At 74.1% G+C, this 13969-nt stretch carries 15 protein-coding genes, 2 tRNA genes and 1 pseudogene; 8 read left to right on the top strand and 10 right to left on the bottom strand.

Annotation, left to right across the window (positions count from 1 at the left end; genetic code table 11):
• Nucleotides 1–9: 9 nt before the first annotated feature.
• The 4 genes and pseudogenes from AB0L29_RS14175 to AB0L29_RS14160 all read left to right on the top strand — a co-directional run bounded on the left by AB0L29_RS14175 (nucleotide 10) and on the right by AB0L29_RS14160 (nucleotide 1958).
• On the top strand, nucleotides 10–912 hold the full coding sequence (locus AB0L29_RS14175) for a LysR family transcriptional regulator (protein ID WP_365826781.1): 903 nt from the start codon (nucleotides 10–12) through the stop codon (nucleotides 910–912).
• A 92-nt stretch (nucleotides 913–1004) separates the two neighbouring features.
• Nucleotides 1005–1328 (top strand): annotated as a pseudogene (locus AB0L29_RS14170) (GNAT family N-acetyltransferase); the annotation flags it as partial.
• A 30-nt stretch (nucleotides 1329–1358) separates the two neighbouring features.
• The gene (locus AB0L29_RS14165) at nucleotides 1359–1742 is read left to right on the top strand and encodes an MmcQ/YjbR family DNA-binding protein (protein ID WP_365826779.1); all 384 of its coding nucleotides are present in this window, start codon (nucleotides 1359–1361) and stop codon (nucleotides 1740–1742) included.
• 139 nt (nucleotides 1743–1881) lie between these two features.
• Nucleotides 1882–1958, top strand: a tRNA-Pro gene (locus tag AB0L29_RS14160).
• 133 nt (nucleotides 1959–2091) lie between these two features.
• Here the strand turns inward: AB0L29_RS14160 and katG are convergent.
• From katG to AB0L29_RS14120, 8 genes are all read right to left on the bottom strand, one after another.
• On the bottom strand, nucleotides 2092–4317 hold the full coding sequence (gene katG, locus AB0L29_RS14155) for a catalase/peroxidase HPI (protein WP_365826777.1): 2226 nt from the start codon (nucleotides 4315–4317) through the stop codon (nucleotides 2092–2094).
• A gap of 32 nt (nucleotides 4318–4349) precedes the next feature.
• Nucleotides 4350–4787, bottom strand: coding sequence for a Fur family transcriptional regulator (locus AB0L29_RS14150; protein ID WP_365826775.1), 438 nt, complete (start codon nucleotides 4785–4787; stop codon nucleotides 4350–4352).
• A 207-nt stretch (nucleotides 4788–4994) separates the two neighbouring features.
• Nucleotides 4995–5531 carry an NUDIX hydrolase family protein gene (locus tag AB0L29_RS14145; protein ID WP_365826773.1) on the bottom strand — a complete coding sequence of 179 codons (537 nt, stop codon included), beginning with the start codon at nucleotides 5529–5531 and terminating at the stop codon, nucleotides 4995–4997.
• A gap of 134 nt (nucleotides 5532–5665) precedes the next feature.
• A complete protein-coding gene (locus AB0L29_RS14140) occupies nucleotides 5666–6478 on the bottom strand; it encodes an SAM-dependent methyltransferase (RefSeq protein WP_365826771.1) in 813 nt (270 codons plus the stop codon).
• A 392-nt stretch (nucleotides 6479–6870) separates the two neighbouring features.
• A complete protein-coding gene (locus AB0L29_RS14135) occupies nucleotides 6871–7215 on the bottom strand; it encodes a DUF3140 domain-containing protein (protein ID WP_365826769.1) in 345 nt (114 codons plus the stop codon).
• Nucleotides 7216–7322: 107 nt separating this feature from the next.
• Nucleotides 7323–7811 carry a DNA starvation/stationary phase protection protein gene (locus AB0L29_RS14130; protein ID WP_365826767.1) on the bottom strand — a complete coding sequence of 163 codons (489 nt, stop codon included), beginning with the start codon at nucleotides 7809–7811 and terminating at the stop codon, nucleotides 7323–7325.
• Complete coding sequence (locus AB0L29_RS14125) at nucleotides 7808–8080, bottom strand: WhiB family transcriptional regulator (RefSeq protein WP_365826765.1); 273 nt, start codon at nucleotides 8078–8080, stop codon at nucleotides 7808–7810. The genes AB0L29_RS14130 and AB0L29_RS14125 overlap by 4 nt, the downstream gene beginning before the upstream one ends.
• Nucleotides 8081–8135: 55 nt before the next feature.
• A complete protein-coding gene (locus AB0L29_RS14120; RefSeq protein ID WP_365826763.1) occupies nucleotides 8136–8960 on the bottom strand; it encodes a lysophospholipase in 825 nt (274 codons plus the stop codon).
• 186 nt (nucleotides 8961–9146) lie between these two features.
• On the opposite strand from AB0L29_RS14120, the gene AB0L29_RS14115 reads away from it, so the two are divergent.
• The 3 genes from AB0L29_RS14115 (at nucleotide 9147) to AB0L29_RS14105 (ending at nucleotide 12080) form a co-directional block, all read left to right on the top strand.
• Nucleotides 9147–10334, top strand: a complete 1188-nt coding sequence (locus AB0L29_RS14115; RefSeq protein WP_365826761.1) for a thiolase family protein — start codon at nucleotides 9147–9149, stop codon at nucleotides 10332–10334.
• Between the two features lie 113 nt (nucleotides 10335–10447).
• The gene (locus tag AB0L29_RS14110; protein WP_365826759.1) at nucleotides 10448–11221 is read left to right on the top strand and encodes a sulfite exporter TauE/SafE family protein; all 774 of its coding nucleotides are present in this window, start codon (nucleotides 10448–10450) and stop codon (nucleotides 11219–11221) included.
• A 73-nt stretch (nucleotides 11222–11294) separates the two neighbouring features.
• Nucleotides 11295–12080: a cobalt-precorrin-6A reductase gene (locus AB0L29_RS14105; protein WP_365826758.1), complete on the top strand. Its 786-nt coding sequence runs from the start codon at nucleotides 11295–11297 to the stop codon at nucleotides 12078–12080.
• 173 nt (nucleotides 12081–12253) lie between these two features.
• Here AB0L29_RS14105 and cobF read toward each other — a convergent pair whose 3' ends face one another.
• Both cobF and AB0L29_RS14095 read right to left on the bottom strand, forming a co-directional pair.
• Nucleotides 12254–13027: a precorrin-6A synthase (deacetylating) gene (gene cobF, locus AB0L29_RS14100; protein WP_365826756.1), complete on the bottom strand. Its 774-nt coding sequence runs from the start codon at nucleotides 13025–13027 to the stop codon at nucleotides 12254–12256.
• A gap of 134 nt (nucleotides 13028–13161) precedes the next feature.
• Nucleotides 13162–13686, bottom strand: a complete 525-nt coding sequence (locus AB0L29_RS14095) for a DUF309 domain-containing protein (protein WP_365826754.1) — start codon at nucleotides 13684–13686, stop codon at nucleotides 13162–13164.
• A 100-nt stretch (nucleotides 13687–13786) separates the two neighbouring features.
• Here AB0L29_RS14095 and AB0L29_RS14090 point away from each other — a divergent pair.
• Nucleotides 13787–13860: transfer RNA gene (locus tag AB0L29_RS14090), tRNA-Pro, on the top strand.
• Nucleotides 13861–13969 lie beyond the last annotated feature (109 nt).

The following is a 13969-nucleotide window of genomic DNA, read 5'->3' as shown; positions in this document are numbered from 1 at the left end:
ATCGGGCTCGTGATCGAGGCGCGGCGGCTCCACATCCTCCGTGCGGTGGCCGACCACCGCACGGTGACGGCGGCTGCCGCCGCGCTGTACCTGACCCCCTCGGCCGTCTCCCAGCAGCTGACCGCGCTGGAACAGGAGACCGGCCACCGGCTCGTGGAGCGCAGCGCGAAAGGCGTGCGGCTGACCCCCGCCGGCGAGATCCTGCTCAGCCACACCCACGCGGTCCTCGCCCAGCTGGAGCGGGCCGAGGCCGAACTCGCCGCGTACGGCTCGGGCGCCGCCGGCACGGTGACCGTCGCCTCCTTCGCGACCGGTATCGCCCAGGTCGTCGCGCCCGCCGTGGCGAGCCTCGCCGTGACCTCGCCCGGCATCCGCCTGCGCGTCCAGGACGCCGAGGGCGACGCGAGCCTGCCGATGGTGCTGGACCGGCAGGTCGACATAGCGGTCGCCGTCGAGTACCGCGGGGCCCCGCCCGCCGACGACCCCCGCCTGACGCACGTACCGCTGTACGCCGAGCCGTTCGACGCGGTGGTGCCCGTCACGCACCGCCTGGCCGACGCGGACGAGGTGCCGCTCGCCGAGCTGGCCAAGGACCCGTGGATCGGTCCGTACCCCGGCAACCCCTGCCACGACGTGGTGGTCCTGGCCTGTGAGAACGCCGGTTTCCAGCCGCGCCTGGAGCACTCCTCGGACGACTTCCGCGCCGTCGTGGCCCTCGCCTCCGCCGACGCGGGCGTGGCCCTCGTCCCCCGCTCGGCCCTGCGCGGCATGGACCTGACCGGTGTGGTGGTCCGTCCCGTCGACGGCGTCGCCCCCACCCGCCGGGTCTTCGCCGCCGTACGCCGGGGGGCCGAGGAGCACCCCCTCATCCGCCCGGTGCTGGACGCGCTGACGGAGGCGGCACGGGTGTGAGCGCTTCGTGACACCGGCCTCTCGCCTCCGGGGTACCGTCCCGGGCAGGGGAAGAACCGTCGGGACGCCCTCGCCGTGCGGGCGGCGTACGGCGGGGACGGGTGCTGGGCACCGTGAGCCTCGCGCTGCCCGGCCGGCCCGACAGCCGCCACCGCGCCGAGCCGGTGAAGCCGACGGTGCACCGGGAGGCCCGCGGCCGACGCCTCCTGGCCACCGCGGAGCGGGCGGCCGCCGCGGCCGGCATCACCCTCCTGCACCTGGACACCGGGACCGGCGGCCCCGCCGAGCACCTCCACCGCCGTGCCGGCTGGACCCCGGCCGGCACGATCCCGCACTACGCGGCCGACCCGGCAGACGTGCCGAGACCGACCACGATCCACTACGAGCGCGTGGGGACGGACGCTCTCCCCGGGTGATTGTCAGTGGCACGGGCTACGGTGCGTGCCATGCCGGATGCCGAAGCCGTACGACGCGCCGCCCTGTCCCTGCCGGACACGACGGAGAAGATCGCCTGGAGCATGCCCACGTTCCGGGTCGCGGGAAAGATGTTCGCCACCCTGCCCGAGGACGAGACGTCCATCGCCGTGCGCTGTCCCAAGGAGGAGCGCGACGAACTGGTCCTCGCCGAGCCGGAGAAGTTCTGGATCGCCGGCCACGAGGCGCAGTTCGCCTGGGTGAGGGTCCGCCTCGCCGCGCTGGAGGACGAGGACGAGCTGCACGACATCCTCGCCGACTCCTGGCGCCAGGCGGCTCCGCCCCGGCTGCTGGAGGCGCACCCCCGGCTCGGGGTGCCGGCCGCGGACCACGGCCTTCGCGAACGGCGGCACTGACCAGCGTCGTGCCGGCGCCCCGCCGCCCCCGCCCCGGCCCCGGACCGGGGCCCGGTAAAGGAGTGCGCGATCACCACCCCGAGTGCGGTATTGTTTTCCTGCACGTTCGGCCGGGGGAAACCCCAGGTCAGACGGGCAACGGGACGTGGCGCAGCTTGGTAGCGCACTTGACTGGGGGTCAAGGGGTCGCAGGTTCAAATCCTGTCGTCCCGACCAGCTTCACCGTGTGGTCGGAGGCCGTTTTCTCAGCGATGGGGAAACGGCCTTCGCCGTGTCCGCCGGACCTTCCGGGCGGCGGACCGCCCGGGCCGCCCCCGCGGGAGCGGCCCGGGCGCCGGGAGCGGATCGGTCAGACGAGGTCGAACCGGTCGAGGTTCATGACCTTGTCCCACGCCGCGACGAAGTCGTGCACGAACTTCTCCTTCGCGTCGTCGCTCGCGTAGACCTCCGCGAGGGCGCGCAGCTCGGAGTTCGACCCGAAGACCAGGTCGGCGCGGCTGCCGGCCCACCTCAGCTCGCCCGTGGCGGCGTCGCGGCCCTCGAAGGTGGTCTGGTCCTCGGAGGTCGCCTTCCACGTCGTGCCCAGGTCGAGCAGGTTGACGAAGAAGTCGTTGGTCAGCGACCCGGGGGTGTCGGTGAAGACACCGAGCCTGGACTCCTGGTGGTTGGCGCCCAGGACGCGCAGGCCGCCGACGAGCACCGTCATCTCGGGGGCGCTCAGGGTCAGCAGGTTCGCCTTGTCCAGCAGCAGGTACTCGGCCGGCAGGCGGTTGCCCTTGCCGAGGTAGTTGCGGAACCCGTCGGCGGTCGGCTCCAGCGCGGCGAACGACTCGACGTCGGTCTGCTCCTGCGAGGCGTCCACCCGGCCCGGCGTGAAGGGCACCTTGACCTGGAAGCCGGCCTCCTTGGCGGCCTTCTCGACGCCCGCCGCGCCGGCGAGCACGATCAGGTCGGCGAGCGAGACCCGCTTGCCGCCGGTCTGGGCGGCGTTGAACTCCTCCTGGACGCCCTCCAGGGTGCGCAGCACCGGCGCGAGCCGGTCGGGGTCGTTGACCTCCCAGGTACGCTGCGGCTCCAGGCGGATGCGGGCGCCGTTGGCGCCGCCGCGCTTGTCGCTGCCGCGGAAGGAGGAGGCCGACGCCCACGCGGTGGACACCAGCTGGGACACCGACAGGTCGGTGGCGAGGACCTTGCTCTTGAGCAGGGCGACATCCTCGGCGTCGATCAGCTCGTGGGTCCGCTCGGGCAGCGGGTCCTGCCACAGCAGCGTCTCGGAGGGGACCTCGGGGCCCAGGTACAGCGACTTCGGGCCCATGTCGCGGTGGGTCAGCTTGAACCAGGCGCGGGCGAAGGCGTCCGCGAACTCGTCCGGGTTCTCGTAGAAGCGACGCGAGATCTGCTCGTACACCGGGTCGAAGCGCAGCGCCAGGTCCGTGGTGAGCATCGTCGGGAGGTGCTTCTTCGACGGGTCGTGCGCGTCCGGGATGATCGCCTCGGCGTCCTTGGCGACCCACTGCTTGGCCCCGGCCGGGGACTCGGTCAGCTCGTACTCGAACTCGAACAGGTTCTTGAAGAAGCCGTTGCTCCACCGGGTCGGCGTGCTGGTCCAGGTGACCTCGAGGCCGCTGGTGATGGTGTCGCCGCCCTTGCCGGTGCCGTAGGTGTTCCTCCAGCCCAGGCCCTGCTCCGCCATGGAGGCGGCCTCCGGGTCGGGACCGACGTGGTCCGCCGGGCCGGCACCGTGGGTCTTGCCGAAGGTGTGGCCGCCGGCGATCAGGGCGACCGTCTCCTCGTCGTTCATCGCCATCCGGCGGAATGTCTCCCGGATGTCGCGGGCCGCGGCCAGCGGGTCCGGGTTGCCGTTCGGGCCCTCGGGGTTGACGTAGATGAGGCCCATCTGGACCGCGCCGAGCGGGTTCTCCAGCTCCCGGTCACCGGTGTAGCGCTCGTCGCCGAGCCAGGTGGTCTCGGGGCCCCAGTAGACGTCCTCCTCCGGCTCCCAGACGTCCTCGCGGCCGCCGGCGAAACCGAAGGTCTTGAAGCCCATCGTCTCCAGGGCGACGTTGCCGGCGAGGATCAGCAGGTCGGCCCACGAGATGCTCTGGCCGTACTTCTTCTTGACCGGCCACAGCAGACGGCGGGCCTTGTCGAGGTTGGCGTTGTCCGGCCAGCTGTTGAGCGGGGCGAAGCGCTGCTGGCCGGCGCCCGCGCCGCCGCGGCCGTCGCTGATCCGGTAGGTGCCGGCGCTGTGCCAGGCCATCCGGACCATGAGCGGGCCGTAGTGCCCGAAGTCGGCCGGCCACCAGTCCTGCGAGGTCGTCAGCACCTGCGCGATGTCCCGTTTGACCGCCGGGAGGTCCAGGGACCGGAACGCCTCGGCGTAGTCGAACTCCTCGCCGAGCGGGTTGGCCACGGCGGGGTTCTTGGCGAGGATCTTCAGGTTGAGCCGCTCCGGCCACCACTGGCGGTTCCCGCCGCCCTGAGTCGGGTGCAGGGCGCGCCCGTGCGCGACCGGGCAGCCACCTGTGCCCTCCGCCTTCGGGTCGGTGACGATTGCCTCGTGGTTCTCGGACATGGGAATCCTTCCGGACGGGTGGATCTCGGTGCTCAGGAACTGCGGGCGGTGGAACAGGCGGGGCACAGGCCCCGGTAGATGACCTCGGCCTCGTCGATCGAGAAGCCGTGGTCGTCGGACGCGGTCAGGCACGGGGCCTGGCCGACCGCGCAGTCGACGTCGGCGAGGGCACCGCACGACCGGCACAGGACGTGGTGGTGGTTGTCGCCGACGCGCCCCTCGAACCGGGCCGGGCCGCCGGGCGGTTCGATGCGGCGTACGAGGCCCGCCGCGGTGAGGGCGTGCAGGGCTTCGTAGACGGCCTGGAGGGAGATGTGGCCGACGCGGTCGCGCACCCCGGCGGCGATCGTCTCGACGTCGAGGTGGTCACCGTCCCGGACGGTGTCGAGCAGCGCGACGCGGGCGGCCGTCACTCGCAGGCCGGCACCGCGCAACTCGTCGGCGGGGGACGGCGTCTGGGACGCGGTCATGGGGCCGAACCTATCCCCGTAAACACGAGGGGTACAAGAAAACGAACCGTTAAAGTTTCGCGCCGTGACCGGAACCCTCCGCCCCTCAAGGGCGCGGTACGCGGGCCGGTGGGCGGTTTCGCGGCGCGGCGCGGCCCCGGCAGTGCGCGGCGCGCAGCCGGGCCGGGGCCCGTTCGCGGGAGGGGGCGTGCCGGACGGGCGGTCGCGTCAGATCGCGCAGCCCGCGTGCGCCAGGGCCTGCTTCAGCAGCACCCCGTGCCCGCCCGGCATCTCGCTCTGCACCGCCGGCGAGACGGCCTCCTGCGGGCTGAACCACACCAGGTCGAGCGCGTCCTGACGAGGCCGGCAGTCCCCGGTCACCGGCACGACGTAGGCGAGGGACACCGCGTGCTGCCGGGGGTCGTGGTACGGCGTGATGCCCTGGGTCGGGAAGTACTCCGCGACCGTGAACGGCTGCAGCGACGCCGGCACGCGGGGCAGCGCCACCGGTCCGAGGTCCTTCTCCAGATGGCGCAGCAGGGCGTCGCGGACGCGCTCGTGGTGCAGCACCCGGCCGGAGACCAGAGTCCGGCTGACCGTCCCGTCGGGCCCGATGCGCAGCAGCAGCCCGACGCTGGTGACTTCGCCGCTGTCGTCGACGCGTACGGGGACGGCTTCGACGTACAGGATCGGCATGCGGGCGCGCGCCAGTTCCAGCTCGTCGGGGGAGAGCCAGCCGGGCGTGGTTTCGGTCATGTCAGACATTGCTTGATCATACTTTCAGCGGTTCGGGCTTCCTGGAAAGCCGCTGCGGGACGACTGTGACCGGCCCCACGCTCCCCGCCCCCGGCCGGGGTCCGCGACCGGGCCCCGGCCGGGGCCCGCGACGGGCCGGGGCGTCAGGGCTTCACGGCCACCGCGCCGTACTGCGGCACGGGGGCGGGGGAGCCGTTCCCGGCGCGCCACTGCGAGCAGGACACCAGGCCCGGCTCCAGAAGTTCCAGCCCTTCGAAGAACGCGGCGATGTCGCTTCCGCTGCGGGCGGTGATCGGCGGGGTGGCGTTCTCGTTCCAGAACTTCATGGCCGGGATCTGGCCCTCGCCGCCGACCTCGGCGTCGAAGGTGGGGTGCGTCAGGACGAGGAAGCTGCCGGAGGGCACGGCGGCCATCACCCTGTGCGCGATCTCCCGGGCCTTGTCGGTGTCGAGCACGAAGTTGAGGATGCCCAGCATCATCACCGCGACGGGCCGGGTGAGGTCGAGGGTCTGCGCGGCCCGTTCGACGATGGCGTCCGGGTCGTGCACGTCGGCGTCGATGTAGGCGGTGGCACCCTCGTGGGTGCCGGTCAGCAGGGTGCGGGCGTGCACCAGCACGATCGGGTCGTTGTCGACGTAGACGATCCGCGACTCGGGCGCGATGCGCTGGGCGATCTCGTGGGTGTTCTCCGCCGTCGGCAGTCCGGTGCCGATGTCGAGGAACTGCCGCACGCCGCGCTCGCCGGCCAGGAACGTCACCGCCCGGCCGAGGAAGTCGCGGTCCGCGCGGGCGATGTCCCGGATGACCGGGAACATGCCGGCGACCTGCTCACCGACCTGCTGGTCGACCTCGTAGTTGTCCTTGCCGCCGATCCAGTAGTTCCACACGCGCGCGTTGTGCGCCACACCGGTGTTCAGCCTCGCGGCCCCGCTCGTCGGGGTGTGGCTCTCGCTCACGTGTCAGCTCCTTCGTCGCCCGGGTGGTTCTCGCCGCCCATTGTGCCGTCCGGTGATCACCGGTGTCCCGGAAACCGGCACGCGAGCGGCGGCGGCCGGCCCGGTGTCCCCGGCCGGTCCCGCCCGGAGAACCCCCGCGGCCGGCGGCGCGGTTCGGCGGCCCGCCGTCCGCCCTGCCGGGCCGGGACGCGTTCGCCGCGCGCGCCGGTGGCGGCCCCGCCCCGCACCGCAGGCGGACGCTGGGCAGGGGAACGCCCACCGGCAGCCGGTACGGCGGCCGGTGGGCGTTCCCCTGCCGGGCGTTCCCCTGCCGGGCGTCCGCCTCCGCCGCGCGTGCGCCGGACCGGGCGCGCCGGCGGGGCCGCGTGCGGCGCGCCCGTCACGGTGTGCGGCTACGGCTTCAGCGGGTCGTGCCCGAGTGTCATCAGCCGGTGCCGGCGGCGCGTGTCCTCGGCCGTCCTCTCGGTCTCGGGCTCGTTCTCGAGGTCGGCCTGTGCGGTGACCGTGTCGACGACCCTGTGCATCACGCGGATGTCGTCGTCGGTGAGGTCGGTGCGCCGCTTCTGCAGGATCGCGAGCACATGCTGCCCGGTGGGCGTGCCCGCCTCCTCCGGCAGCGGTTCGGTGTTCTCCTCGGCGTCCCGGACCCGCAGCCAGGCCGCGAGCTCCGCCGAGGTCATGTTCACCACGCGGTGGAAGTCCTCCCACAGCGCGTCGAGTTCGAGGGCGTCGGTCATCGGGTGCCCCTTCCGTAACGTACGTGCCGGCCGAGGCCGGTCCGTCGGGCATGGCGGGAAGGCCGCGGCTCGTGCGCCGGCCTCGGCCGGGAGGCCGCGGCGTTCCGTCAGGCGCCGTCGCGGGGGAAGTCCTCGGCGTCGAACATCCACCGCTGCTTCTCCAGTTCGGCGGTGATGCCGATCAGCAGGTCCTGCGTGACCGGGTCCGCCTTCTCCGTCGCGCCGATCCGCTCGCGCAGCCGCCCGACCGCCTCCTCCAGCGACTCCACCATCACCCGGACGACGTCCGCGTCGCGCACCCAGCCCTCCTTCGGGGCGGACAGGGTGAAGGCCTTGGCGATCGTCTCGGGGCGGCCGTCCGCCGGCACGCCGAGCGCGGCGGAGCGCTCCGCCACCGTGTCCGCGAACGTACGGGCCGACGACACCAGTTCGTCGAGCTGGAGGTGGACCGACCGGAACCGCGGTCCCACGACGTTCCAGTGCGCCTGCTTGCCGATGAGCGAGAGTCCGAGCAGGTCGACCAGGGTGTCCTGGAGCGCCTCGCCGGCGACCCGGCGGGCCTCCTCGGGCAGCGTGCTCCTCACGGCCGATGTCATAGAGCGCTTCTCCTTCTCGCGTCGTCCCCGGACGCACCGGCTCCCGAGGCGCGGAGCAGCTCCACGCGCTCCTCCTCGCAGGTCCCGCCCCACACGCCCGAGTTCTGACCGCTGCCGAGCGCGAACCCCAGGCAGTCGGCGACGACCTCGCAGCGGGCGCACACGCGCTTGGCGGCCGTGGTGTCCCGCAGCGCCGGGCCGCTGGTGCCCACGGGGAAGAACAACTCGGGGTCCTCGCCCACGCACGCCGCTCTGCGCAACCACTCCATGCGGGCGCGGGTGCCCCGGGCGAACCGGCACAAACGCGGCGGCTCGCGGTGCTCCTCAACCCTTGAGAACCGTGTCCAGGAAGTCTTTCGTGTCCGCGAGGACGTGTTCCCTGTTCGTCTCGTTGAACACCTCGTGCCGGGCCCCGGGGTAGATTCGCGCGGTCGCCTCACCGCCGCTCAGCTCCTCGACGCCCACCCGGCTCCCGGACGGCGGCACCAGCCGGTCGTCGCCGCCGTGCAGCCACAGCAGCGGGAGCCCGTCCACGGCGCCGCCTTCCGACACGGTCCGCAGCGTCCGTGCGAACGCCTCCACCGTCGGCCGCTTCATCGGTCCGTGCCACACCAGCGGATCCGCCGCGTAGGCGGCGCCCACCGCCCGGTCGCGGGAGAGCGCGGCCGGGGAGACCGGGACGTCGGGGATGCCGCCGTGGGCCTCGGCGTGCGCGAGCAGCCGCGCGGGCGTCTCCCACCGGCCGATCACCGGGCCGGACAGCACGAGCGCGGCCAGCGCGCCGCCGTGGCGCTGCGCGTAGCGCGCGGCGATCAGGCCGCCCATGGAGTGCCCGATCATCACGACCGGCAGGCCCGGGTGCGCGGCCCGGGCCGACTCGGCCAGCGTGTGCACGTCCGTGACCACGTCCTCGAAGTCCTCGATCACCGCCCGTTCGCCCGCCGACCTCCCGTGTCCCGTGTGGTCGGCTCCGTGGACGGCCGCGCCGTGCCGCACCAGGGCGTCCGCGAGTCCCTCGTACCGTCCGACGTGCTCCCCGTAGCCGTGCACGACGAGGGCGACGTAGCGCGCTCGCCCCCCGGAGGACCACTCCCGGGCGGCGACCGTGCCCCGGGTGCCGGTCAGGACGTGCTCGCGGGTCTGGGCCATGTCTCCTCCAGCTGCGCCGGTGCGGGTGTCCGGCGGATCTTCCCAGCGTGCCGCCCCGCGGTCTATAGTCCAAAACTAGCGATGCTAATTAAGCAGTCCCCGCCATGCCGGGCGGCCGAGCCCCCGCCACCGGCTGCCGGCGGGGGCCGCCGCCACGACTGAGCGAAGACGGTCAGGAGTTTTCTCGTGCGTCCCGTCCACTTCGCGGCCGCCCGCCGCACCCCCATCGGCAAACTGCGCGGAGCCCTGTCCCCGGTCCGCCCCGACGACCTCGCCGCGACCGTGATCCGCGCCCTGGTCGCCGACGTGCCCGCCCTCGACCCGGCCCGTGTCGACGACGTCTACTGGGGCGCCGCCAACCAGGCCGGTGAGGACAACCGCAACGTCGCCCGCATGGCCGCCCTGCTCGCGGGCCTGCCGGAGTCCGTGCCCGGCGCGACGGTGAACCGGCTGTGCGCCTCGGGCCTGGAGGCCGTCACCACCGCCGCCCGCACCATCGCCGCGGGCGAGGCCGACATCGTCGTCGCCGGCGGCTCGGAGTCGATGAGCCGCGCCCCCTTCGTGCTGCCCCGCCCCGACGAGGCCCTGCCGCACCGCGTCGAGACCGCCGACACCCGGCTCGGCTGGCGCCTGGTCAACCCGGCGATGAAGGACCTGCACGGCGTGCTGTCCATGGGGGAGACGGCGGAGGAGGTCGCCGAGCGGTACGGCATCGCGCGCGAACGCCAGGACGAGTTCGCCCTGCGCAGCCACCGGCTGGCCGCCGACGCCCGCAAGAACGGCCACTTCGACGACGAGCTCCTGCCCGTGCAGCGGCCCGATGGGGTGGTCGTCGACAGCGACGAGTGCATCCGCGAGGACACCTCGTACGAGAAGCTGGCGAAGCTGAAGCCGGTCTTCCGGCAGGGCGGCACGGTCACCGCGGGCAACGCCTCGCCGATGAACGACGGCGCGGCGGGTCTGCTCCTGGTCAGCGAGGAGGCCCTGAACGAACTGGGCCTGGAGTCGCTGGGCCGCTACGTCGCCGGTGCGTCGGCGGGCGTCCACCCGGACGTGATGGGCATCGGCCCGGTCCCGGCCACGCGCAAGGCCCTGGCCCGTGCGGACTGGAGCGTCGGCGACATCGAGGAGGCCGAGTTCAACGAGGCGTTCGCGGCACAGGCCCTGGCCTGCGTGGACCAGCTCGGCATCGACCCCGACCGGGTCAACCCGAGCGGCGGCGCGATCGCGCTGGGGCATCCGCTGGGCTGCTCGGGGGCCCGCATCCTCACCACCCTCCTGCACCGGATGCGCAGGACCGGAGCGGCCCGCGGGCTCGCCACGATGTGCGTGGGCGTGGGGCAGGGGAGCGCGGTGCTGGTGGAACGGCACTGACCGGGCCGGGGCCCGGCGGCCGGCACCGCCGCGCGGGACCGGCAGGCGGGGCGGGTCCGACGGGCGGGGCGGGTCCGACGGGCCGGACCGGACGCGCATAGCATCGTGCCCGCATGAACACGATGACGCTCTGGCACCTCACCGGCCGGGAGTTCGCCGCCCTCGCCTTCGCGGCGCTGCTCGTCGGCTTCTCGAAGACCGCGGTGAGCGGCGCCAACACGGTCAGCCTCGCGATCTTCGCCGCGGTGCTGCCCGCCCGCGCCTCCACCGGCGTGCTGCTGCCGATCCTGATCGCCGGGGACGTCCTCGCCGTCCTCACCTACCGGCGGCACGCCCACTGGCCCACCCTGTGGCGGCTGTTCCCGGCGGTCGCGGCGGGCGTGGTCGTGGGCACGGTCTTCCTGGTGTGGGCGGACGACGGGATCATGCGGACCTCGATCGGCGCGATCCTGCTGCTGACGGCCGCGGTGACGGTGTGGCGGCGGCGCACGGCCGAGGCGGCGGAGCGGCCGGAGGAGGTCACCACCCGGGCGGGCCGGATCAAGGCCCGCTCCTACGGCGTCCTGGGCGGCTTCACCACCATGGTCGCCAACGCGGGCGGCCCGGTGATGTCGATGTACCTCCTGTCCGCCGGCTTCCGCAAGCTCGGCTTCCTCGGCACGTCGGCTTTCTTCTTCCTGGTCGTCAACGTCTCCAAGGTGCCCTTCAGCGCCGGACTCGGCCTCATCGACGGGCGTTCGCTGCTGCTCGACGCGGCGCTGCTGGTGTTCGTCGTCCCGGGGGCGCTGCTCGGCAAGTGGGCCGTGAAGCGGATCGACCAGCGGCTGTTCGAACAACTGGTGATCGCGGCGACCGTGCTGGGCGGCCTGCAGCTGCTGCTGCGCTGAAGGCCCGCACGACGTGACGCGGTACGTCGTCCCGGCGTCCGTCCCCGCCCGGCGACCTCGTACGCTCGTCGTCATGCCCCCGCACGTGCTGATCCTCGGCGGCACCACCGAGGCCCGCGAACTCGCCGCCGGGCTCGCGGCGCGCGGCGTCCGCGTGACGACCTCCCTCGCGGGACGCGTCGCACGGCCGGGCGCGCTGGACGGGGACGTGCGGGTGGGTGGTTTCGGCGGCGCGGAGGGCCTGGCCGCGTGGCTGCGCGAGCAGCGCGTGGACGCCCTCGTCGACGCCACGCACCCCTTCGCCGAGGCGATCACGGCGAACGCCGCGCGGGCCGCCGCCGCGACCGGCGTCCCGGCGGTGGTGCTGCGCCGCCCCGGCTGGCACCCCGGCCCCGACGACCGCTGGCACCCGGTCGCCTCCCTGCCCGAGGCGGCGGACCTGCTGCCGCGCCTGGGCCGCCGGGTGTTCCTGACGACGGGCCGCCTGGGCCTCGCCGCGTTCGCGCACCTCACGGACCTGCACTTCGTCGTCCGCTCCGTGGAGCCGCCCGAACCGCCGATGCCCCCGCACACCCGCACCGTGCTGGCCCGCGGCCCGTTCACGGTGGCCGACGAACACGCCCTGCTCCGCGAACACGCCGTCGACGTACTGGTCACCAAGGACAGCGGGGGAGAGGCCACGGCCGCCAAACTCACCGCCGCCCGCGACCTCGGCCTGCCGGTGGTGGTCGTCCGCCGGCCGCCGCTCCCGGCGGGGACACCGGCGGTGCCGGACGTGGCGGGGGCCCTGGCCTTCCTGGGCCTCGCCCCGCGCCGACCCGGGCCCGGGGCGTCCGGCGGCACGCAGCGCTTCGTCTAGGGCCCGTCGTCGACCTCCCGCCTGCCCCGCGACGCCCTGCACGCCCTCTCGCCGCACCGGGCGCGGACCCGAGTGCATCCGGGTACGAGGGCCGGCACCCGGCACGCCGGGAGCACGCACCCGACGCCGCGGGCCCGCCCTCCGGGCGGACGACGGGGGTTCGACGACAGGCCCTAGGCGTCCTCGGGCCGGCGCCGCAGCAGGTACGTGTCCATGATCCAGCCCTTGCGCTCGCGGGCCTCGGCGCGGAGGCGCTCGATGCGGGGGGCCGCCTCGGCGATGGGGCCCCGGACGAGGATCTCGTCCGGGGTGCCGATGTAGGCGCCCCAGTAGATCTCCATGTCCTCGTCGACGTACCGCCGGAAGGCCTGGTGGGCGTCGAGCATCACCACCACGTCGTCCACGCCCTCGGGGAAGCCCTCCGCGAGCCGCCGGCCCGTGGTGATCTGCACCGGCCGCGCGACCCGGTTGAGCCCCGTGCGGTGCCGGGCGACCAGTGCCGACACGCTGCTGATCCCGGGCACGACGTCGTACTCGAAGGACACCGCGCCCCGCGCCAGGACCTCCTGCAGGATCCCGATCGTGCTGTCGTACAGCGACGGGTCGCCCCACACCAGGAACGCGCCGCTCTCGTCCTCGCCGAGCTCCTCGGCGATCAGCTTCTCGTAGATGTCGGCGCGTGCGCTGCGCCAGTCGCCGACGGCGGGGGAGTAGGCCGCGCCGTCCGCGCCGCGGTCCCGTTCCGGGTCGCGCGCCTCGACGACGCGGTACGTCCCCTCCGGCACGTGCGCGTCGAGCATGTCCCGGCGGAGCCGCGTGAGGTCCGCCTTCACCTCGCCCTTGTCCAGGACGAAGAACACGTCCGTGCCGCGCAGCGCACGGACCGCCTGAAGGGTGAGCTGGTCGGGGTCGCCCGCGCCGATACCGATGACATGAATCCTTCGCACGCCCCGAGTCTGCCGCACGCCGCCGACGACGCGTGCACCGCGTCCCGCGGACGGGGGCGACCACCCGGTCGCCGCCCCCCGCCGGGCCCGCTCCCCGGGGCCGGCCGCGCCACCGACCCGTCCGGACGGCACACCTAGCTCCGAAGCCGCGGTGCCCGCGCCCCCGCGTCGACGGGCCCGCCGCCCCGCTCCACGTCCCGCGCCAGCTCCCGCGCCCAGGCCACCACCGGCGCGAGACCGATGCCGTACGGCCGGGGCCGCCCGGACTCCGAGGCCCACGCCTCCACCGCGCCCGCGCCGCGCCGCAGCAGCCGTGCTCCGCCCGTCGCGTTCCCCCGGGCCGCGTGGGTCAGCCCCACGGCGAGCTGGGCGAGCCCGCGCCACAGCTCGCGCTCCTCCCCGGGACCCGACTTCCAGGCGTCCTCGAAGACCTCGTGCGCGTGGAACGGCCTCCCCTCGTCCAGCAGCCGCTGCGCCTCGGCGACGGTCTCCTGCGGGGCGCGCACGACCCCCTCGGGCTGCCGCGGCACGCCGTCCGCCCCGTACGGCAGGGGCCGCCCGAGCCCGTCCCGCGGCCGGGCGTTGCGCGCCCGCCCCTCGTCGTCGCGGTCGCGTGCGCCGGCCGGCCGGCCGGAAGGGGTACTGCCCATGCTGCCCATACGCCGATTGTCGCGCGCCGGGGTCCCCTTTCGGCACGGCCGGGGGTGTGCGGTAAAGTGCTGTCCGCGCGATCACGCGGTTCTCCGCGGGTCCGCGCACCGGGACGTGGCGCAGCTTGGTAGCGCACTTGACTGGGGGTCAAGGGGTCGCAGGTTCAAATCCTGTCGTCCCGACCGGTGACCGGGCGGATCGCCCGGATCGGGGCCCTGGCTCACTTCGGTGAGCCAGGGCCCCCGGTCGTTTTCCCGGCCTTCCGGCCCGCCTCCGCCCCCGCCCGCCTGT

It is taken from the genome of Streptomyces sp. NPDC052701, assembly GCF_040678355.1.
Lineage (GTDB): Bacteria > Actinomycetota > Actinomycetes > Streptomycetales > Streptomycetaceae > Streptomyces.
This window is presented reverse-complemented; position numbering and strand designations above follow the sequence as displayed.